This window comes from Nitrincola iocasae (genome assembly GCF_008727795.1).
Taxonomy (GTDB): Bacteria; Pseudomonadota; Gammaproteobacteria; order Pseudomonadales; family Balneatricaceae; genus Nitrincola; species Nitrincola iocasae.
The window spans coordinates 2455194-2473975 of record NZ_CP044222.1 but is presented as its reverse complement, the minus strand read 5'-3'; the positions used below and the strand labels follow the sequence as shown (position 1 = coordinate 2473975).

The window sequence follows — 18782 nt, the reverse complement described above, 5'->3', positions numbered from 1 at the left end:
ACTCAGATCATGGCTATTACCCGTTATGAACCCTGGAGCTTGCTTAGACAGTTGCAAAAAGAACTGGAGTTGAATCGCGATGATAATACCGAGGAAAGCTCCATAGCGACTGCCGAATGGGCACCCACCGTCGATATTAAAGAAGAGAGTGACAAGTTTGTCATTTTTGCCGATATTCCTGGCGTTATGCCGGAAGATATTGAGGTTAGCATGGAGGCAGGTGTGCTGACTGTTAAGGGACAAAAAGAGTCGGAAAGCAAAACCGAAAAAGATGGTTACAAGCGTGTTGAACGCAGTTTTGGTTCTTTCCATCGACGCTTTAGTTTGCCTGATTCGGCAGATGGTGATGCAATTCATGCCAAATGTAAACATGGCGTACTGGAGATCACTATTCCCAAGCGTGAAGCAGTGCAGCCAAAGCGCATTCAGGTTGCGTCAGAAGAGTAGTCATTCTATATTGAAAGAGTGAAGAAAAATGCTTAATAAACGGGTAGTTATTAAAATACTGCCCGTTTTTTTCCTGTCGATTCCGGTGGTGAAAATAGTTTCCGCAATGCAGCGCCCTGTTTTTTCCCGTATGATAACAAGCAGCACTATTGAGTAATATTGTCGACATATTCCACCATAGGTGAATGGTTTGTGTTGCTGGAGGCTTTATAATTCCAGCTTTCTTATTGGGTAAGGGTGAGGATAGAAATGACCGCAAGAACAGCCGATGTTTTGCTTGTCGGGGCAGGTGCAATGAGCTCCACCCTGGGTGTGATGCTTAAGCAGTTGGATCCGTCTATCAAAATAATAATGGTTGAGCGACTGGATCATGTTGCTCAGGAAAGCACCGATGGCTGGAATAATGCGGGCACTGGCCATGCCGCCTATTGCGAGTTGAACTACACACCGAAAAAGCCCGACGGCTCTATTGATGCCACCAAAGCATTCAATATCAATGCGGCGTTTGAACAAAGCCTGCAGTTCTGGTCCTATCTCGTTGAGCAGAAGGCCCTACCCGATCCAAGCCAATTTATCAATACGGCCCCCCATTGTAGCTTTGTTTGGGGTGAGGAAAACGTTGCCTTTTTACGCCAACGTCACCAGTTGCTTTCTGCCCATCCAATGTTTGAAGACATGAAGTACAGTGAAGATCCGGATGTGATTCGCAACTGGATGCCGCTGGTGATGCAGAATCGAAAGGATGGTGAGCCAGTGGCAGCGACTCGCGTTCCTTATGGTACAGACGTCAATTTTGGTGACCTGAGTCGCTTAATGGTTGATTATTTGGGGCATCAGCCGGATTTTGATCTGCTGGTTGCCCATAACGTCAACTCTCTGGTCAAGCAACCAGATGGGCGCTGGTTAGTACAGGCACAGAATAAAGCTGATGGGCATGTCACACCGATTACAGCTGATTTTGTATTTTTGGGTGCTGGCGGTGGAGCGCTGCCGCTATTACAGAAGACAGGGATTGACGAAGGCCATGGTTATGGTGGTTTCCCCGTGAGTGGCCAGTGGCTGGTCTGTACCAAGCCTGAAATTGTTGAGCAGCATCACGCCAAGGTGTATGGCAAAGCACCGTTGGGCGCACCACCCATGTCGGTTCCACACCTGGATACCCGGATCATGAATGGTAAAAAATCCCTGTTGTTCGGACCATTTGCTGGTTTTACTACCAAGTTCCTCAAATACGGCTCATATATGGACCTGATCAAGTCTATTAAGCCTAGCAATATCGGCCCGATCATGTCGGTCGGTATGAAAAATATGGATCTGACCCGTTATTTGATCAGTGAGTCGCTGCAGTCGCACGAATCACGCGTTGAAGCCTTAAAGAATTTCTTTCCCGATGTTAGTGCGGATGATTGGGAGTTATCGATTGCCGGGCAGCGGGTGCAGATAATCAAGAAGGACCCAGCCGGCGGTGGAAAGCTGGAATTTGGTACCGAAGTCATCGTATCAGCAGACGGCAGCATGACAGCTTTGCTGGGTGCGTCACCTGGGGCGTCTACTGCGGTTCAGGCGATGCTGACCATTTTGGAGCGCAGTTTCGGCGACAAGCTAAAAACGCCGGAGTGGCAGGCTAAGTTGAAAGAGATGATCCCGTCTTATGGTGAATCTTTGATCGATAATACCGAATTACTCAAAAGCGTGCGTCAGCGTACCTTGAGCATTTTACAGCTGAATCGTCAATCCTGACATTTTTGATTCATCCCAGAGGTTGCTGTCAGGCAACCTCTGTCACCTTGATTATATTAGAATTCCTGAATTCAACTATTAACTGCAACACCCGCTCATATTCTGTCGCAATTGCTCTTTAAAAATTACGTCTGGTTGAATGAATCCCAGTATTTTCCTGGGACGCAGATTTAGCCTTACTTGAACCTTTGCAATCAGGGCTTGGGTTACAGTCCGCAAATCCGTGCCCTTGGGTATGTATTGACGCAATAGTCCATTTGCATTTTCGTTTGCGCCACGCTGATAAGACGCATAGGGATCTGCAAAGTAAACATCAGTATCCAGTTCACGAGCAATGCGTTTATGATCAGCGAATTCTAAGCCGTTGTCGGCGGTAATGCTGTGAACCAAAGCTTTAAAAGGCTGTAGCATATCTATCGTTGCTGCAGCCACCGCATCAGCACGTTTACTAGTCACTTTCCTAACTAAATAAAAGCGGCTTTTTCGCTCTAAAATAGTCACGATAGCCCCCGTTCCTTGTTTGCCAATGACCGTGTCTATTTCCCAGTCACCATAGCGGCCTCGATCATCAATAATCCGAGGTCTATCGTGTATTGAGCGCCTACCCAGGATACGGCCCCGCTGCTTGTGAAGCCGCTTTTTATAACGTTTTAACCGATGTCTCAGATGGGTAAACAAAGCGCCACCCTCATTGAAATCAGCCAGTACATAGCTATAGATCCACTCGTGACTGACGGTGTAGCCAATCCTAATGCAAATAGCCGATATCTGTTCAGGACTCCAGTCAAGTTCGAGCATGAAATCAACGGCATTCTTTGTGTTCTCACATATTCGCTTAGCTTTTGGCTTTAAACGGCGAAATAATGAGTACTGTTGAGCTCTATCGGGGTCATATTGACCTGCTTCATCTCTGTTACGTCGCAACTCTCGATTAACGGTCGAAGGTGCAATGTTTAGTTTTCTTGCAATCTCTCGCTGTGAAAAATCTTGTGAGAGAAACGACGAAATCTGGTATCGTTGTCCCTCGGTCAGCTGCCGATAACTCATGTGTAGATCTCATTTTTTTTGGTCGAAAAATAAGGCTACCACATTTCGGTAGCTGGCCTCTCTCCGACCTGGCCCATTACATGAGTGTTGCGGTTATTATCTGAATTCAGGATTTATTAATATAATCTGAGAGTTGTATATTCTTTACTTTGTTCTAAATTAATAATAACACCATGCATCTAAGGGAGTTGTTTTAATTAATACCCCTTTGCAACGGAACACACACCATGAATACAAGTACTGCCAGTGGTGGGAAAGAGCGCACCTTTTCCGAAGATCAGCAACTCATCTCTTCTACTGACACCGAAAGCACCATCTGTGACTGTAATGACAACTTTGTTGCTATTAGTGGCTTCTCTCGAGATGAGCTGATTGGTCAGTCGCATAATATTGTACGCCATCCTGATATGCCTGCAGAGGCATTTAAAGGCTTGTGGGATTTTATTCGCCGTGGCAAGCCCTGGATGGGTGTGGTCAAGAACCGCTGCAAGAATGGGGATTACTACTGGGTAGATGCCTACATCACACCAATATTCAATCAGGGTAAAATTACCGGTTTTGAGTCTGTGCGTCGTAAGCCGTGCCGGGAAAATATAGCGCGTGCGGAAAAACTTTATACACGTCTCAAGGCAGGTAAAGGCGTGCCGAAGTACCGGCGTGTACGCAAGCGGGAAGTGAGTATCTTGCTGGCTTCCCTGGCGGGAGCTGTTTTGCTCGGAGCCGTATTACAAGCAGCCGGTCTGAATCAGCTTTGGTTAACGGCGGCTCTCGGCGCACTGCTTGGTTATGCCGGTATCTGGTTTAATAGCCGTCGGGATATGAAAAACCTGCTGTCATTAATGCCCCAAGCTTTTCGGGATGAGGCTGCAATGCTCAGTTACACCGATGACTCGGGTTTGTATGGCCAGCTTAAAATGTCCATTCTTAGCGATGCGGCTCACCTGAATACGGTGATTACACGCCTGGAACATGGAGCCCAGGATGTTGCAGTGCAAGCATCGGAAGCCCATGTTTTATCCACTCAGGCAACACAAGGGGTCAGGGATCAGCAAACGGAAACTGAACAGGTTGCAACGGCCATGCATGAAATGGCGGCGACCATTGCCGAGGTTTCCGGTCATGTTCAGGAAACGGCTACACAAGCTGATCATGTCGATCAGATGGCCAAACAGGGCCAACAAGTGGCTGAAGGTACGCAAGCCTCGGTCGTGCAATTACAGCAAAAAGTACATGAAATTGCAGGGGCCGTGACGGCCTTGTCTGAAGCATCGCAACAAATTGCCGGTACAACCGATCTGATTGAAAAAATTGCCGAGCAGACCAATCTATTGGCACTGAATGCGGCGATTGAGGCCGCTCGTGCAGGGGATCAAGGGCGTGGTTTTTCGGTGGTTGCAGATGAGGTGCGTCAATTGGCATTTCGTACACGTGAGTCTACCGGTCAGATTCAGTCTACTATCAATGAACTGCAGCAGAAGGCTAAAGCTGCTCAGGTGTTGGCCAGTGAAGGTGAACAGGACGCTGAATCAGCCGCCACAGAAATGGATCGGACGCAGGAAACCCTGACAGATATATCGGCCTCGGTGTCCTCTATCGCCGGCATGACGGTACAGATGGCCGCCGCCATTGAAGAGCAAGCCAGCGTGGCAGAGAGCATTAACCAGCAGGTGGTGAATATCAACGATCTGGCCGCGCATAGTATGGAAAAGGGCACGGCCGCCTCCGAGCGCAGCAAGTCGCTGGAAATTACGGCCGAGAAGCTTTATGAGCTGGTGGAGCGCTTTAAGCGCTGAGGTGTGAGAGACATCACCCGCAGGCGGTTGGCGTTGCTGACCACCGTGACGGATGACAAGGCCATAGCGGCGGCCGCGTAAGCCGGGTTCATCAGCCAGCCAGTAATGGGGAAGAGGATCCCGGCTGCCAGGGGAATGCCCAGACTGTTATAGACAAACGCACCGAACAGATTTTGATAGATATTTCGCAGTGTAGCCCGAGAGATGCTCATGGCATCGGCTACTCCTTCGAGTGAACCACGCATCAGGGTTATGTCAGCACTCTCAATGGCTACGTCTGTACCTGTACCTATGGCAAAGCCCACATTGGCTTGCGCCAGTGCTGGCGCATCATTAATACCATCACCCACCATGCCTACGCGCAAGCCTTCAGCCTGAAGCTCACGCACCTTGTCGGCTTTCTGATCCGGCATGACTTCAGCAATAACTTCATCTATGCCGACCTGTCTGGCGACAGCCTGGGCTGTACGTTCACTATCACCGGTCAGCATGATGACTCGAATACCCGCGTCCCGCAGGCGGCTGATAGCCCTGCTACTGTCTTCTTTGATCGGATCAGCAATGCCCAACAGGGCAGTTAACTGACCATCGATAGCCAGCATCACCAAGGTATTGCCCTGATCCGACAGGGTTTGAATGCGTTGATCTGCCGATGCACTGATGGTAACGCCTTCCGCTTGCATGAGCTTCAGGTTACCAATGGCCCAGCGTTGATTGTGCAGTTGCTCGGAGATCCCCTGTCCCGGATGTATGTCCGGTGAACCGCTATCAGGGAGTCGTATAGCACGAGCTTCAGCGGCGGCTACCAAAGCGTGCGCCAGAGGGTGTTCAGAGGCGCGTTCGATACCTGCTACCTGTTGAAGCAGATAGTCTTCTACTGACAGGGTCTGATCCGTGTTGTTAATCTGGCTGTTTTCCGCATCCATCAGCTCTATACAGGTCAGGGATGGTTTGCCTTCCGTTACGGTGCCGGTTTTATCGAGGACTACAGCATCCAGTTTTGATGCTTCTTGTAAGGCATCACCCTTGCGTATCAAAATACCTTTGCCAGCAGCGCGGCCTACGCCGACGGTAATCGACATGGGGGTTGCCAGGCCCAGCGCACAGGGGCAAGCGATCACCAGTACGGTCATGGCGGTAATAAAGGCGTAAGCACTGGAAGGTTCAGGTCCGAAGTGCCACCAGATAACGGCGGTGAGCAGGGCAACGAGAATTACCACAGGTACAAAAACGCCGCTGATTTTATCGGCGAGTCGTCCGATGGCCGGTTTGCTGTTCTGGGCCTGACGTACCTGGGTAATGATCTGCGCCAGTGCGGTGTCTTCACCTACTTTACGTACCCGCAGTTTGATGCTGCCAGATAGATTAACCGTTCCGGCTGAGAGCCAGTCTCCTTTGTGCTTGAGAATAGGCAGTGGCTCACCGGTCAGCATGGACTCATCGACTCGGGTTTCACCACCGGCTAGTTGTCCATCAACCGGGATGCGCTCGCCAGGCTTCACCCGTAACAGGTCACTAGGTTGAATCGAGGACAGGCGCATGGTTGTTTCTTCGCCGCCAGGCAGAATCAGGGTGGCGCTGTCGGGTTGCAGCTGCATCAGTGCTCGTATGGCTTGAGAGGCCTGACCGCGTGCACGTGTTTCCAATACATGGCCCAGGTTAACCAGGCCGATAATAAACGCAGCGGCTTCATAATAAACATGTCGTCCTTCAACGGGTAGTAAGTCTGGCCAGACGATGACCAGCGTTGAGTAGATCCAGGCGCTGCCGGTACCCATGGCAATCAGGGTATCCATGGTGGCGTGACGGTTTTTCAGGGCCTTCCAGGCACCACTGAAAAAATGACCGCCAGAGTAAACCATCATCGCCAGCGTCAGCAGGCCGATCACCGCCCAAATCAGCCTGCCTTCATCCGGCATCGGCAGGAGACCGGTCATCATGAACAGCATTTGCGGAGCACCCAGTAACAAGGCCACCCAGGTGCGGCGTTTAGCCTGTACCAGTTGTTGTGCCTCTTCAGCCTGACGTTCAGTCTCACCGTAATCAGCATTCATTGGTGTGGCATTGAATCCGGCCTGATCAACGGCCTTAAGCAGTTGTTCAACCTTGGCATGACCCTGGATATCAGCACTGCGATCAGCCAGATTGACGCTGACCGACTGCACCCCATCCACCTTATTGAGCGCGTCTTCAATACTACTGACACAAGCGGCGCAACGCATACCGCGCAGCGCGAGTCGGGTGCTATCGGTCATAATGTTTCCTATTCTAGGTATTACCTGTCTGAAAGTTTGGAACTATCAGGCTGCAGTCGCTTCAAATCCAGCATTTTCAATAGTTTCGATCAGCGTATCCAGATCTACTGAGCCATTGATAATGGCCGAGTCTTGTGTAACTTCGAAGGATTCGATACCGTCGAGCTGTTCCAGAGCTTGTTTAACGACTTTTACACAGCCACCACAAGTAAGACCATCGAGTTTCAGTTTATGTTCCACCATACTATCTCCTGTTTTAGGCAAACTGTTTTGTTAGGTACTTAGTGTACACTGTAGCGAGATTCTGGGTTATCTGTACAGGGTTATTGAGTAGGGTCTTATGCGTAAAAAAATTAAACGCTGGTTGCGAAAATTGCTGTTTTGGCTGTTGCTGCTGAGCGTTTTATTTCTGCTTATGCTGTGGCTCATGCGCTGGATAACACCTCCTACCACAGCCTTTATGTTGCAGCACAATGTTAGCGCATTATTTAGCGAAGAGCGCCACTTTGCCCGCAACCATTGGGTACCTCTGGAACAGATTCCAGCCGCAATGCAACTGGCTGTGATGGCATCGGAGGATCAAAAGTTTCCGCATCACTTTGGGATAGACATAGAAGCAACCTGGGCCGCTATCATGGCGTACCGCAGTGGTCAGCAAGCCGGCGGCGGCAGCACCATTACCCAGCAGGTGGCCAAAAATATGTTTCTCTGGGGAGGGCGCAGCCGGTTTCGTAAAGCTCTGGAATGGGGGCTGTCTGTGTTACTGGAACTTTTTTGGGGTAAGGAGCGTATTCTGGAGGTCTATTTAAACATTGCGCAGTTTGGCAAACAGGATTACGGCGTGGGTGCTGCCAGTCAATACTTGCTGCAGAAGCCGGTAGAAAATATCAGTTGGGAGGACGCGGCACTACTCGCCAGTGCCTTGCCGTCACCTGCTCGTTTTGATGTGACCCGGCCCAGTCAATACATGCGTGCACGTCAGGCTTTTATCCTCAGACAGATGCACAATCTGGGCGGGGAAGCCTACCTACAGAAAATATCGGCCAGATCCGAGATTACTAGTCCTCGTGATGCAGCTTTTTTAGTTGCTGTAATAGAGTTTTCGGAAGGTTGCGAATCCTCAGCACTTCCTGCTGAGGATCAAATTCCACTTCTTTCCCCAGGCTGGTGCTGGCAAAACTGATCGACAGGTCGTTGTTCTTACCCGTAAAGCGTAGATAATTGCGCAGCTGTTTACGATCTGGTATCAGCTCATCTTTGGGGGTCTCCTGATGCTTACGCACATAACGCTCCAGACCTGGATCGACCGTTTCTGAGAGTTCATTGAACACCACCGCTTCTCCGGCTTTGTCCTGATCCATGCAGTAGTCGATCACTTTTTCGCGCAAGGGCTGGCTTTCTTCTTCAGGCAGGTCGTTACAGTAGGTATCTACCAGGGCGAGAAAGTGTTCAGTCTCAGCACGTTTATCGACGGTGTCTATATAACTCAGCCATTCGCACACCACCGGCTTGATCCCACGGTCGCCCCGTCCGAAACTCAGGGTAAGGCATTTATCGGCCTGGTCTGCAAAGCTTTGCAGGTCGATACTGACACCGAAGCCTGTTTCACTAAACTCGATATAATCGGTTTCCAGTAATTCCAGGGATTGATTCAGCGTCAGGGCGGCGGTTTGGCGTAGATGAAAGATAAACAGCCGGTCTCCTCGTTCCAGAGTTTCGGCAAGAAAACACAGGTAACCCTGAAATAACTCTTCATGCGCATCAAGTTGCAGACCGAGTTGGCGGGTGACCTGTTGGGCAAAGCGGGCAAAGGGGATCTGACCTTCACGCCATTGCATCAATAAGGCTTTAAAACCTGGATGTTCAGGGCCGAAGGTGCCGTACTGACGCCCGGCGCGACTCCCCTGAATACGCTTGAATTCACTGATGATTGAATGGGCATATTGCTCAGTGGAAAACTCGGCGTCTTTTTGTGTGACTTCACTGGCTTGCTGAGTATCGGTTTTACTGATTTGTTGAATGGTAAAATGAGTAACAGGCATTTAGGTTAATCCCCGGTCGAGTTGGCTCTGCCAGCGTGCAAACATCATTGCACCGGTAAACAGGGTGCTCAGCAGCAGTGATTCTGCCAGACCTAGCCAGCGGGTGGGTGGCATGAGCGTGGCGAGTACAGCGCCAAGAAAATAAAACAACAATAGGAAACACAACCAGGCATGGCCGCGAGCATCGCCACGAATAATCACCCGGATAAAGGCAATCAGCGGCAGAAAATGCACCAGCCAGATCACCCAGGGGTTTTCACCCTTGGCAGGTGCTATGACCAGGTACCAGGCCGTCAGCAACAGCAGTAGCGCTGTGTAGCTGACCAGAGTGACAACACGGCTGTAGCGAGCTTTCTGAGCTAGGGTCATACAGGTCTCCGAAGAAGTTTCAGGGCGAGTTCACCAAGACGTTTTCCCTGGGCTTGGCAGAGGTTCAGTTCATCCGCATCGGGTGCGCGTTGGTTGTCGCTACCAGCGACATGCGTGGCGCCGTAGGGTGTACCACCGGTCTGCGTGGTCATTAAAGCCGACTCACTGTAAGGCAGTCCGGTGATGATCATGCCGTGATGCAGTAGTGGTAGCATCATGGTCAGCAGGGTTGTTTCCTGTCCGCCATGCAAGCTGGAAGTGGAACTGAACACCCCGGCGGGTTTGTTGATCAGTGCGCCGGATAACCACAAGCTACTGGTCGAGTCGATAAAATACTTCATCGGGGCCGCCATATTGCCAAAACGTGTGGGACTACCCAGTGCCAGGCCTGCACAGTGTTGCAGATCGTCATGGGTACAGTAAGGCGCGCCTGAATCAGGGACGGCAGGTGCCGTGGCTTCGCAGTCAGCGGAAACTGGAGGCACACTGCGCAGGCGTGCGGCAATGCCGGCCTGTTCCACGCCTCTGGCGATATGCCGGGCGAGCGTGGCTGTTGCGCCATGGCGGCTATAATAGAGTACCAACAGGTAGGGAGGCTGCATCAGAAAATCTCCAGCACCTGTTCTGGAGGACGGCCAATGCGGGCTTGACCCTGATGCACGACGATCGGACGTTCAATCAATTTAGGGTAACGAGCCATGGCTTCGATAATGGCTGCATCGCTGATCGTCTGATTCTCTAGGCCAGCTTCCTGATAGTCAGCTTCTGTGGTGCGTAACAAGGCGCGCGGAGCTATATTAAGCAGGCTCAAAAGCTGCTTGAGTTCGTCAGTCGAGAGCGGTTGCTTAAGGTATTCACGAACTTCCGGTTCAATACCTCGCTCCTGGAGTAATTGCAGGGTCTGGCGCGACTTTGAACAGCGTGGATTGTGGTAAATAAGGGTATCAGACATGGCTCTCTCCGTGGTTCCTGTTTGAGTTTACAGGCAGGGTATTGTATATCTCCGGGTAAGAGTTACCAACCAGCGAGAGCTATTCGTGAATATAAAATCAATTACCGGGTCGTCAATACTGCTGTTTATCCGTGACCTGATACGCCAGTTCTTCATTAATCAGGGTATTTTGAATGCATCGGCACTGACCTATACCACACTATTTGCCGTGGTGCCTTTGGTCACGGTCTCCTATTCTATGCTGGCCGCTATCCCGACTTTTCAGGGGGCGGGTGATATCATCCAACAATGGGTTTTCGAAAATTTTGTGCCAGCGACCGGGCAGGTTGTACATGAGTACCTGAGTGATTTCACCACGCAGGCTCGCCGGTTAACGGCGGTGGGTGTGGTGTTTTTGGTCATCACCTCCATCATGATGATGAAAAATATTGAGGCGGCGCTGAATCGTATCTGGCGGGTGAGTGAGCCGCGCAAAGGCGTTTCCAGTTTTCTGCTCTACTGGGCCGTACTGAGTCTGGGTCCGTTCCTGGTTGGGTTGGGGTTATTGGTTACCTCGTATATCACCGCGTTACCAGCTTTTAGCACGGCCTCCGAAGTGGTTGGACAGGGACGAATGCTGGCACTGGTGCCAGTGGTTTTTTCTGCAGTGGCATTTATGCTGTTATATGCGGCTGTACCTAACTGCCAGGTACCACTGAAAAATGCTTTTATTGGCGGGGTTGCAGCGGCGTTAAGCTTTGAAGCGGCAAAACGAGGATTTGCCTTTTTTGTCACGCAGTTTCCGTCCTATGAATTGATATACGGTGCCTTTGCTGCTGTCCCTATGTTCCTGGCCTGGGTATTTGTCTGCTGGGTCATCATTCTAATGGGTGCAGAATTAAGCCGGGCACTGACCATCTATCAGATTACCCAGCGTAATCGAAGCGAACCACATCTCTATACTGTGTTGGGTGTGTTGAACCGGCTTTGGTACGCACAACAACAGGGGCGGGCGCTGAGTGATACGGAGTTGTTGCAACAAACTCCTGGGTTGGATCAGGGGCGTTGGGACGGCTATGTGCAGTTGCTGCTGGAAGCTGATGTGATCCGACGCACCGATTCGGGCAGCTATCTGCTGGCACGGGATCTTAACCGCTTTTCCCTGGAGCAACTGCGAGCGCTGATGCCCTGGCCTATACCGGATGCAGTGGACAATCCCGAGGCCAGACCCTGGGAGTTGCAGTTGAGTGAACGTCTGGCTGAACTATCCCGCACCCGTACAGAGCTGCTGGAGATAGATCTGGCAACTTTGTTTTCGGTACAGGACACCAAGTCTTAGTCACTACTTCAACAGTGATCCCAACACACCGCGGATCAGTCGGCGCCCCAGGCCACTGCCAATACTGCGAGCGAGACTTTTTAGCATAGCTTCACTGGCTGATTCGCGGGTTCTGCTGGTGCGGCGGGTTGGGCTGTCAGCACGGGTTTTGGCCGCTTCAGTGGCCGCCTGTTCTTCGGCCAGCCGCTGTCGACTTTTTTGCAGTCGCGCCTCGATTTCTTCATGGGCTGAGTGGGGATCGTAAGCTTCTTTGTAGCGGCGTAGTAATGGGTCTGCGGTCAGTTGCGCTTGACGCGTTTCTTCATCCGCAGGTCCGATGCGCGATCTGGGTGGACAGATCAAGACCCGTTCAACCTGAGTAGGTACGCCCTTGTCACCGAGAACAGACACCAGTGCCTCACCCACACCCAGATTAGAAATCACCTCGACCGTGTCCAGCTCAGGGTTGCTGCGAAAAGACTGTGCAGCTACATTCACCGCTTTACGCTCTTTGGGGGTGTAAGCACGTAGCGCATGCTGAATACGGTTGCCCAACTGGGCCAGTACGGTGTCAGGCAGATCAGCCGGGCTTTGGGTGACAAAATAAACCCCGACACCTTTTGAACGAATCAGGCGTACCAGTTGTTCAATTTTGTTGACTAGTACGCGGGGTGCCGAGTTAAACAGCAGATGGGCTTCATCAAAGAAAAATACCAGTTCCGGTTGATCCGGGTCGCCGATTTCCGGCAGGGTTTCGAAAAGGTCTGACAATAGCCAAAGCAAAAAAGTGGCATAAACGCGCGGGGAGTGAATCAGTTTCTCCGCGCTGAGAATATTGATCATGCCGCGGCCGTTGCGGTCACAGCGAATAAAATCTTGCAGTGCCAGCGCCGGTTCACCGAAAAAATGCCGGCCACCTTCACGTTCAATCATCAGCATTCTGCGTAAAATCGCATTGACTGATGCCTTGGATACCGCCAGATGACTGCCGAGCTCACGGCCATGTTCTGCAACATAGTTAAGGGTGGTACGCAGGTCGTTAAAATCAACCAGCAGCATGCCTTCATCATCGGCATACTGAAAAATCAGGGTCAGTATACTTTCCTGGGTTTCATTCAACTCCATCAGGCTGGCAAGCAACTGCGGACCCATCTCGGACACGCTGGTTCTGACCGGTATGCCACGTTCACCGAACAGATCCCAGAAAGCGACCGGAAAAGAGTCTGGCTGGTAATCCGTCATGCCAATAGCCGCAATACGCTGATCAATTTTGGGATGGGGTGTGGCGGTACAGCAAAGCCCGGATAGATCACCTTTCACATCGGCCATAAACACCGGCACACCGATATTGGAGAAGGCTTCAGCCAGTACTTGTAGCGTCACGGTTTTACCTGTGCCTGTGGCACCGGCGATCAGTCCATGGCGATTGGCATAGCGGGGATTCAGGTGGATTTGCTGGGCGTTACCACCGATTAGAAGTCCTGGGTTCATCTATGCGTCCTGTGTGGCTGAGAGGCGATTTCTGCAGTGTAAGATATTTTTACTCTGTGGCGTAGATTTTATTTGGTGATGGCTATGGGGGGCTGGTTTGTGCTGGTGCCATGCTGGGGTGGTGGTATCGCTTTGGTGTGACGCGTTAGGTAGGTGCCTCGTTGGGGTGGTGGCATCACTTTGGTGTGACACGCTTTTCGTCATCCCTGACCGCTCCGCTGCCGCCGTCCGGGCGGCAGAGGGTCCCACCAAAGCGATACCACCACCCCGCCGAAACTCTGTGCCAAGTCAAATTGTAGACGGATTAGAATAAGACTGCAGGGACATCGTATATACCAATCTATGAAAGTGCATTTTCAGACATTATCTCTGCACCCAAGTTTGAGAGGGCTGATGGGGTCGGGTTTGGCTGACCATCTGCCGCCCGGATGGCGGCAGTTGAGCCCACAGGGATGTGTTTACGGCGTGTCAGACAAACTCGACCCCATTAGGCCTGAGCGCACTCGAGTTAACGAAATGTATTGATATTAGTAAATACTAATATATAATGCTGGTCATTGTGCAAAGCTCTACTCTGAGGTAAATGACTATGCTGCGCGACCGACTGGTATCGCTTTCCATCAATCACCCACGTTGGGTGTTTGTGACCTTTTTATTCCTGGCGGTGATCGCTGCGATACAGCTTCCCTCTATCCAGGTGGATACCGATCCGGAGAACATGCTGCCGCATGATCAGGTGGATCGTTTGTACCATGAAGAGGTCAAGCAGCGCTTTGGTATGCACGATATGATCGTGGTTGGGGTGGTGAATGATAGTCATCCTGCCGGGATCTACAATCCGGCTTCGCTGTCTGCCCTGCATAGTCTATCTGAATCGATTCTGACACTGGACGGGGTGATTCGTCAGGATCAGATGGCACTGAATCTGGTAGATGACATTTCTCAGGAAGGCGTGGGGTCTATCCGCTTTAACTGGATGATGCAGCAGCCGCCTGAAAGCCAGGCTGAAGCCGATGCCATACGCGATGCGGTAGAGCGTTTGCCGATGCTGCAAAATACGCTGGTATCTGGTGATAACCAGGCCGCAGGTATCTATGTGCCGATTACACATAAATCAGAAAGTTATCGGCTTTCAAATGAGATTCAGGCGATTATTGATACCCTCGACAGTGAGGATGAATTCTATATGGCTGGTCTGCCGATAGCGGAAGACACTTTCGGGGTGGAGATGTTCATCCAGATGGCGATCTCGGCGCCCTTGGCTGGCTTGATGATTTTTGTGTTGATGTGGGTATTTTTCCGCAGTTTCCTGTTAATTACTGCGCCGATGATTGTGGCTATGGGAGCGGTCATTATTACCATGGGGCTGCTGATCGGGCAGGGCTTCAGTGTGCATATCATGAGTTCCATGATCCCCATCTTTCTGATGCCAATTGCGGTGGTGGATTCGGTGCATATTCTGTCGGAATTTTCAGACCGATATAAACCGGGTGAAAATCCACGTGAGGCACTTAAAAATGTCATGGGGCATCTGTTTACACCGATGCTATTTACCTCGGTTACCTCGTCTATCGGCTTTGCCTCACTGGCTTTTACCCCGATACCACCTGTGCAGATTTTTGGTTTACATGTGGCGTTTGGCATCATGCTGGCATTTGTGCTGACAATTTTATTTGTACCGGCTTATATCATGAGCTTGTCAAATAAGCGCTTGGCACAGCTCAAAGACCACAATATTCAGCAAGATGACAACTCGTTACTGGGGCGGGTGTTGTCCTGGACCGGACGCTTTTCGGTCAAGGCTGCCAAACCCTTGCTGGCCGTGTTTATGGTGGTGATACTGATCAGTGCCTGGGGTGTGACTCAGATTCAAATCAACGATAATCCGGTGCGCTGGTTTAAATCAGATCATCAGTTGCGTATTGCTGATCGTGTGATGAATAACCATTTCTCTGGAACCTATGACGCCTTTTTGGTGCTGGAAAAAGCAGATGCCGTACCGCCACACCAGCAATTACAGCAGCAACTGGAAAGTGCGCTGGATCAGGCTAATATCGATCCAGCCTTGCGGGCGTCACTAGACGAAAAGCTCAGTGCCGCTGAAGATCAGGATTTTGACCGTTACACCAGTGAGTTGGGGGCTTTGCTGGATCGGGCCTCTTACCAGGACCGGGATAACGAAGACTTCTGGCTAGACCTGTTGGATCTGGTTGAAGCCGCCCAGATAGAGGCCAAATATTTCCTCAATCCGGATGTGCTCAAGTATATGGATCAGATGATGCTGACCCTGGAGCAGAGTGACGATATTGGCAAGATCAATGGATTGCCGACCCTGGTTAAAACGGTATTTCGTGAGCTGAACGGTGGCGATGAAGCGATGTATCGTCTGCCTGAGACGGCCCGGGGCACGGCGCAGACACTGCTCAGTTTCCAGTCTTCACATCGTCCGGATGATCTGTGGAAAATGGTTACGCCGGATTATCTGTCCAGCTTGCTGTGGTTTCAGCTCAGCAGTGGTGATAACCAGGATGTCAGTCGGGTGATGCAGCAGGTTGAGGACTACATCGCCGCCAACCCGCTACCTGAAGGTGTCAGCGCCAACTGGGCAGGCATGTCTTATATCAATGTTGTGTGGCAGGAAGAGATGGTTAATGGCATGCTCAATAGCCTGATGGGGGCCTTCGTCATGGTACTTATTATGATGGTAGTGCTGTTCCGCTCGGTGAAAATGGGTCTGCTGGCCATGCTGCCTTTGAGTATTACCATCCTGTTTATCTATGGGCTGATCGGCTGGGTGGGCAAGGATTACGATATGCCAATTGCTGTGTTGTCGGCACTCACTTTGGGCTTGTCAGTGGATTTTGCTATACACTTCCTTGAACGTGCTCGCGCCATATACCGTGAAACCGGAAGCTGGCCCGCGACGGTGGATGAGGTCTACAAAGGCCCCTCACGTGCGATAAGTCGCAACGCCATCGTAATCGCCATAGGTTTTACGCCGTTATTACTGGCGCCGCTGGTACCTTATATCACCGTCGGCTTTTTCCTGGCCACGATTATGGCGGTATCGGCTCTGGTCACGATCGTGGTGCTTCCAGCCGTTATTGAGCAGATTAAAAACAAAGACCGCCTGTTTGGCGGCAAACAGGAGGCATAAGATGAATAGCTTACTGCGCAAAATGGCCGCAACAACACTGAGTGCATTTTTCAGTTTGACAGCCTTGGCGGCTGATATGACGGATGTGGATGAGATTGTACGTCAGGCTAACCTTGCCAGCTACTATCAGGGGGATGATGGCCGCAGTGAAGTGCGTATGACGATCACGGATGGTCAGGGACGTGAACAGCAACGTCAGTTCACTATTTTACGGCTGAATGAAGAGCCGGGCGGACGTCAGCATTTTTACGTCGCCTTCAGCCGTCCGGCCGATGTGCGCGATACGGTGTTTATGGTGGCTAAAAATATAGATCGGGATGATGATCGTTGGCTGTATTTGCCCGGTCTTGATCTGGTACGACGTATTTCAGCCGGAGATAAACGCACCAGTTTTGTCGGTTCACATTTCTTCTATGAAGATATATCTGGACGGCAACCGACTGAAGACAATCATGTGCTGACCGACACCACCGCCGAGCACTATGTGGTCGATAGTACTCCAAAAGATGCCAGCACGGCCGATTTTGCCAGTTACCGTTTGTGGATTAACAAGACGCATTTGTTGCCGGAAAAAATTGAATATGCAGATGCGCAAGGAGAAGTCTATCGCCGAGTTGAAGTCCTTGCTGTGGAAGAGGTTCAGGGGTTTCCGACGGTTATGCACAGCCAGGTCAGCGACCTGCGCAGTGGCGGAAGTACGGTGATGGAGTTTGGTTTTGTGTCCTATAATATAGGCTTGCCCAAGGATCTGTTCAGTGAACGTTCTCTGCGACGTCAGCCGCGTGATTGGCTGCGGAGACCCCAGTGATGCGTGTCCGCCGACTGCCGGGGTTGGCAGTATTGCTTTTGCCACTGCTGTTGCTGCCTAGCCTTGTACAAGCGGAAGATTGGGATGATCCCTGGGCGGAAGAGGAGTCGACTCTGAGTCTACACGGGTTTTATGAACTGGGCGCTGGCGCACGCATCAACCGTGATCCGGTGTTAGGTCGGGATATGACGCTGGCTGAAGCGCGTGCCCGTTATGAACTGAGTGATTATCTCGGTGGACTGCACTGGAGTCTAAAAACAGATCTGTATGCCGATGGCGTTGAGGATAAACTGCGTATCGATCTGCGCGAAGCGATGGTCGATTTTAAGCTGGGAAATGATGTGGATATGCGCCTGGGACAGCAGGTGCTGACTTGGGGGACCGGCGATATGCTGTTCCTCAATGATCTGTTTGCTAAAGACTGGCAGTCTTATTTTTCCGGTCGTGATGATGAGTACCTGAAAGCCCCTTCGTTGAGTGCTAAGGCGAGTTACTTTACTTCAGTTGCCAATCTGGATCTGGTGTGGACGCCCGAATTTCAGTCAGACCAGTTTATCAACGGTGATAGATTCAGTTATTTTTCCGCCATGAGTGACTCGCAAATGGCCTCACCGGACGGGCGTATCCGACCACAGACACGTGATCGCTGGGGGCAGGAAAGCCAGTGGGCCGCGCGCCTATATGGCACAGCCGATGCCACCGAATGGGCATTATATGCGTATCGCGGCTACTGGACTCAGCCACTGGGAATGACATCGACCGGTGAGCCTTACTTTCCCCGTCTGGATGCCTATGGTGCCAGCGCGCGTGCTCCTCTCGCTGGCGGTATCGCCAATGCCGAGATTGCCTGGTATGAGGGCAGTGATACCCGAGGTGATAATGCCCGGATTCCTAACGACCAGCTACGGGTTTTGCTGGGGTATGATCGTGAGGTCATGACAAATTTTAATGCAGCTCTGCAGTATTATCTGGAGTGGACCCAGGACTATGCTGCATTGGAGCAAAGCTGGCCCCTGGCGGATGGGCGTTACCGCCCGGATGAGTACCGCCATTTGCTGACATTGCGTCTTACTCAGCGTTTACGTCAGGATAATTTAACCTTGTCGTTGTTTACCTATTGGTCACCCAGCGATAAAGACTACTTCGTGCGTCCAGCCGTGAATTATCGTTTTGATGATCATTGGCTACTCACTCTAGGCGGAAATCTGTTTGGTGGGCAAAAGCCGCATACCTTCTTTGGTCAGTTTGAGGATGCTTCCAGTCTGTATGCGCGGTTGCGTTACAGCTATTAGTTCATCATACGCTCATTGCACGGAAATAATTATTTTAAAAAACCTTTAAACATACATTCATGCATGTATAATAACCCGGTTGAATAATTAGG

General features: G+C 51.1%; 15 protein-coding genes and 1 pseudogene. 8 read left to right on the top strand and 8 right to left on the bottom strand.

Annotation, left to right across the window (positions count from 1 at the left end; all coding sequences use genetic code 11):
- The first annotated feature begins 9 nt into the window (after positions 1 to 9).
- The gene (locus F5I99_RS11405; protein WP_151056108.1) at positions 10 to 447 is read left to right on the top strand and encodes an Hsp20/alpha crystallin family protein; all 438 of its coding nucleotides are present in this window, start codon (positions 10 to 12) and stop codon (positions 445 to 447) included.
- Between the two features lie 249 nt (positions 448 to 696).
- Positions 697 to 2187 (top strand): malate dehydrogenase (quinone), encoded by a 1491-nt coding sequence (mqo, locus tag F5I99_RS11400; RefSeq protein WP_151056106.1) that lies wholly within the window; start codon positions 697 to 699, stop codon positions 2185 to 2187.
- Positions 2188 to 2265: 78 nt separating this feature from the next.
- Here the strand turns inward: mqo and F5I99_RS11395 are convergent, their stop codons facing one another.
- On the bottom strand, positions 2266 to 3234 hold the full coding sequence (locus F5I99_RS11395; protein ID WP_151054086.1) for an IS30 family transposase: 969 nt from the start codon (positions 3232 to 3234) through the stop codon (positions 2266 to 2268).
- 227 nt (positions 3235 to 3461) lie between these two features.
- Here F5I99_RS11395 and F5I99_RS11390 point away from each other — a divergent pair, with 227 nt between their 5' ends.
- On the top strand, positions 3462 to 5027 hold the full coding sequence (locus F5I99_RS11390) for a methyl-accepting chemotaxis protein (protein ID WP_151056104.1): 1566 nt from the start codon (positions 3462 to 3464) through the stop codon (positions 5025 to 5027).
- Here F5I99_RS11390 and F5I99_RS11385 read toward each other — a convergent pair.
- Complete coding sequence (locus tag F5I99_RS11385; RefSeq protein ID WP_225307386.1) at positions 4997 to 7282, bottom strand: heavy metal translocating P-type ATPase; 2286 nt, start codon at positions 7280 to 7282, stop codon at positions 4997 to 4999. The two genes, F5I99_RS11390 and F5I99_RS11385, sit on opposite strands and share 31 nt — an antisense overlap.
- Positions 7283 to 7327: 45 nt before the next feature.
- Positions 7328 to 7525 carry a cation transporter gene (locus tag F5I99_RS19650; RefSeq protein ID WP_225307385.1) on the bottom strand — a complete coding sequence of 66 codons (198 nt, stop codon included), beginning with the start codon at positions 7523 to 7525 and terminating at the stop codon, positions 7328 to 7330.
- Positions 7526 to 7622: 97 nt separating this feature from the next.
- Here F5I99_RS19650 and mtgA point away from each other — a divergent pair.
- Positions 7623 to 8285, top strand: a pseudogene (mtgA, locus tag F5I99_RS11380) (monofunctional biosynthetic peptidoglycan transglycosylase); the annotation flags it as partial.
- A 55-nt stretch (positions 8286 to 8340) separates the two neighbouring features.
- On the opposite strand, the gene F5I99_RS19645 reads toward mtgA, so the two are convergent.
- From F5I99_RS19645 to arsC, 4 genes are read right to left on the bottom strand one after another with little or no spacing between them, the layout of a single operon-like run.
- Positions 8341 to 9324 (bottom strand): nucleoid-associated protein, encoded by a 984-nt coding sequence (locus tag F5I99_RS19645; protein WP_151056100.1) that lies wholly within the window; start codon positions 9322 to 9324, stop codon positions 8341 to 8343.
- Positions 9325 to 9693: a DUF2069 domain-containing protein gene (locus F5I99_RS11370; RefSeq protein ID WP_151056098.1), complete on the bottom strand. Its 369-nt coding sequence runs from the start codon at positions 9691 to 9693 to the stop codon at positions 9325 to 9327.
- Positions 9690 to 10295, bottom strand: a complete 606-nt coding sequence (gene wrbA, locus F5I99_RS11365) for an NAD(P)H:quinone oxidoreductase (RefSeq protein ID WP_151056096.1) — start codon at positions 10293 to 10295, stop codon at positions 9690 to 9692. Before wrbA ends, F5I99_RS11370 begins: the two co-directional genes overlap by 4 nt.
- Positions 10295 to 10645, bottom strand: coding sequence for an arsenate reductase (glutaredoxin) (gene arsC, locus F5I99_RS11360; RefSeq protein WP_151056094.1), 351 nt, complete (start codon positions 10643 to 10645; stop codon positions 10295 to 10297). The genes wrbA and arsC overlap by 1 nt, the downstream gene beginning before the upstream one ends.
- 85 nt (positions 10646 to 10730) lie before the next feature.
- Between arsC and F5I99_RS11355 the strand changes: the two genes are divergently transcribed.
- Positions 10731 to 11963: a YihY family inner membrane protein gene (locus F5I99_RS11355; protein WP_325062990.1), complete on the top strand. Its 1233-nt coding sequence runs from the start codon at positions 10731 to 10733 to the stop codon at positions 11961 to 11963.
- A 3-nt stretch (positions 11964 to 11966) separates the two neighbouring features.
- On the opposite strand, the gene F5I99_RS11350 is transcribed toward F5I99_RS11355, so the two are convergent.
- Entirely contained in the window at positions 11967 to 13433 is a 1467-nt protein-coding gene (locus tag F5I99_RS11350) for a helicase HerA-like domain-containing protein (protein WP_151056092.1), read from the bottom strand.
- Between the two features lie 589 nt (positions 13434 to 14022).
- Between F5I99_RS11350 and F5I99_RS11345 the strand changes: the two genes are divergently transcribed.
- From F5I99_RS11345 to F5I99_RS11335, 3 genes are read left to right on the top strand one after another with little or no spacing between them, the layout of a single operon-like run.
- A complete protein-coding gene (locus F5I99_RS11345; protein ID WP_151056090.1) occupies positions 14023 to 16590 on the top strand; it encodes an efflux RND transporter permease subunit in 2568 nt (855 codons plus the stop codon).
- 1 nt (position 16591) lies between these two features.
- Positions 16592 to 17398: an outer membrane lipoprotein-sorting protein gene (locus F5I99_RS11340; protein WP_191905840.1), complete on the top strand. Its 807-nt coding sequence runs from the start codon at positions 16592 to 16594 to the stop codon at positions 17396 to 17398.
- Positions 17398 to 18690: a DUF1302 family protein gene (locus tag F5I99_RS11335; protein WP_151056088.1), complete on the top strand. Its 1293-nt coding sequence runs from the start codon at positions 17398 to 17400 to the stop codon at positions 18688 to 18690. Before F5I99_RS11340 ends, F5I99_RS11335 begins: the two co-directional genes overlap by 1 nt.
- The last annotated feature ends 92 nt before the right edge of the window (positions 18691 to 18782 follow it).

What these genes read in the sequence shown, in the direction of transcription:
- F5I99_RS11405 (WP_151056108.1), top strand. Translation starts at nt 10, where the DNA reads ATGGCTATTACCCGTTATGAACCCTGGAGCTTGCTTAGACAGTTGCAA.
- mqo (WP_151056106.1), top strand. Translation starts at nt 697, where the DNA reads ATGACCGCAAGAACAGCCGATGTTTTGCTTGTCGGGGCAGGTGCAATG.
- F5I99_RS11395 (WP_151054086.1), bottom strand. Translation starts at nt 3,234, where the DNA reads ATGAGTTATCGGCAGCTGACCGAGGGACAACGATACCAGATTTCGTCG.
- F5I99_RS11390 (WP_151056104.1), top strand. Translation starts at nt 3,462, where the DNA reads ATGAATACAAGTACTGCCAGTGGTGGGAAAGAGCGCACCTTTTCCGAA.
- F5I99_RS11385 (WP_225307386.1), bottom strand. Translation starts at nt 7,282, where the DNA reads ATGACCGATAGCACCCGACTCGCGCTGCGCGGTATGCGTTGCGCCGCT.
- F5I99_RS19650 (WP_225307385.1), bottom strand. Translation starts at nt 7,525, where the DNA reads ATGGTGGAACATAAACTGAAACTCGATGGTCTTACTTGTGGTGGCTGT.
- F5I99_RS19645 (WP_151056100.1), bottom strand. Translation starts at nt 9,324, where the DNA reads ATGCCTGTTACTCATTTTACCATTCAACAAATCAGTAAAACCGATACT.
- F5I99_RS11370 (WP_151056098.1), bottom strand. Translation starts at nt 9,693, where the DNA reads ATGACCCTAGCTCAGAAAGCTCGCTACAGCCGTGTTGTCACTCTGGTC.
- wrbA (WP_151056096.1), bottom strand. Translation starts at nt 10,295, where the DNA reads ATGCAGCCTCCCTACCTGTTGGTACTCTATTATAGCCGCCATGGCGCA.
- arsC (WP_151056094.1), bottom strand. Translation starts at nt 10,645, where the DNA reads ATGTCTGATACCCTTATTTACCACAATCCACGCTGTTCAAAGTCGCGC.
- F5I99_RS11350 (WP_151056092.1), bottom strand. Translation starts at nt 13,433, where the DNA reads ATGAACCCAGGACTTCTAATCGGTGGTAACGCCCAGCAAATCCACCTG.
- F5I99_RS11345 (WP_151056090.1), top strand. Translation starts at nt 14,023, where the DNA reads ATGCTGCGCGACCGACTGGTATCGCTTTCCATCAATCACCCACGTTGG.
- F5I99_RS11340 (WP_191905840.1), top strand. Translation starts at nt 16,592, where the DNA reads ATGAATAGCTTACTGCGCAAAATGGCCGCAACAACACTGAGTGCATTT.
- F5I99_RS11335 (WP_151056088.1), top strand. Translation starts at nt 17,398, where the DNA reads ATGCGTGTCCGCCGACTGCCGGGGTTGGCAGTATTGCTTTTGCCACTG.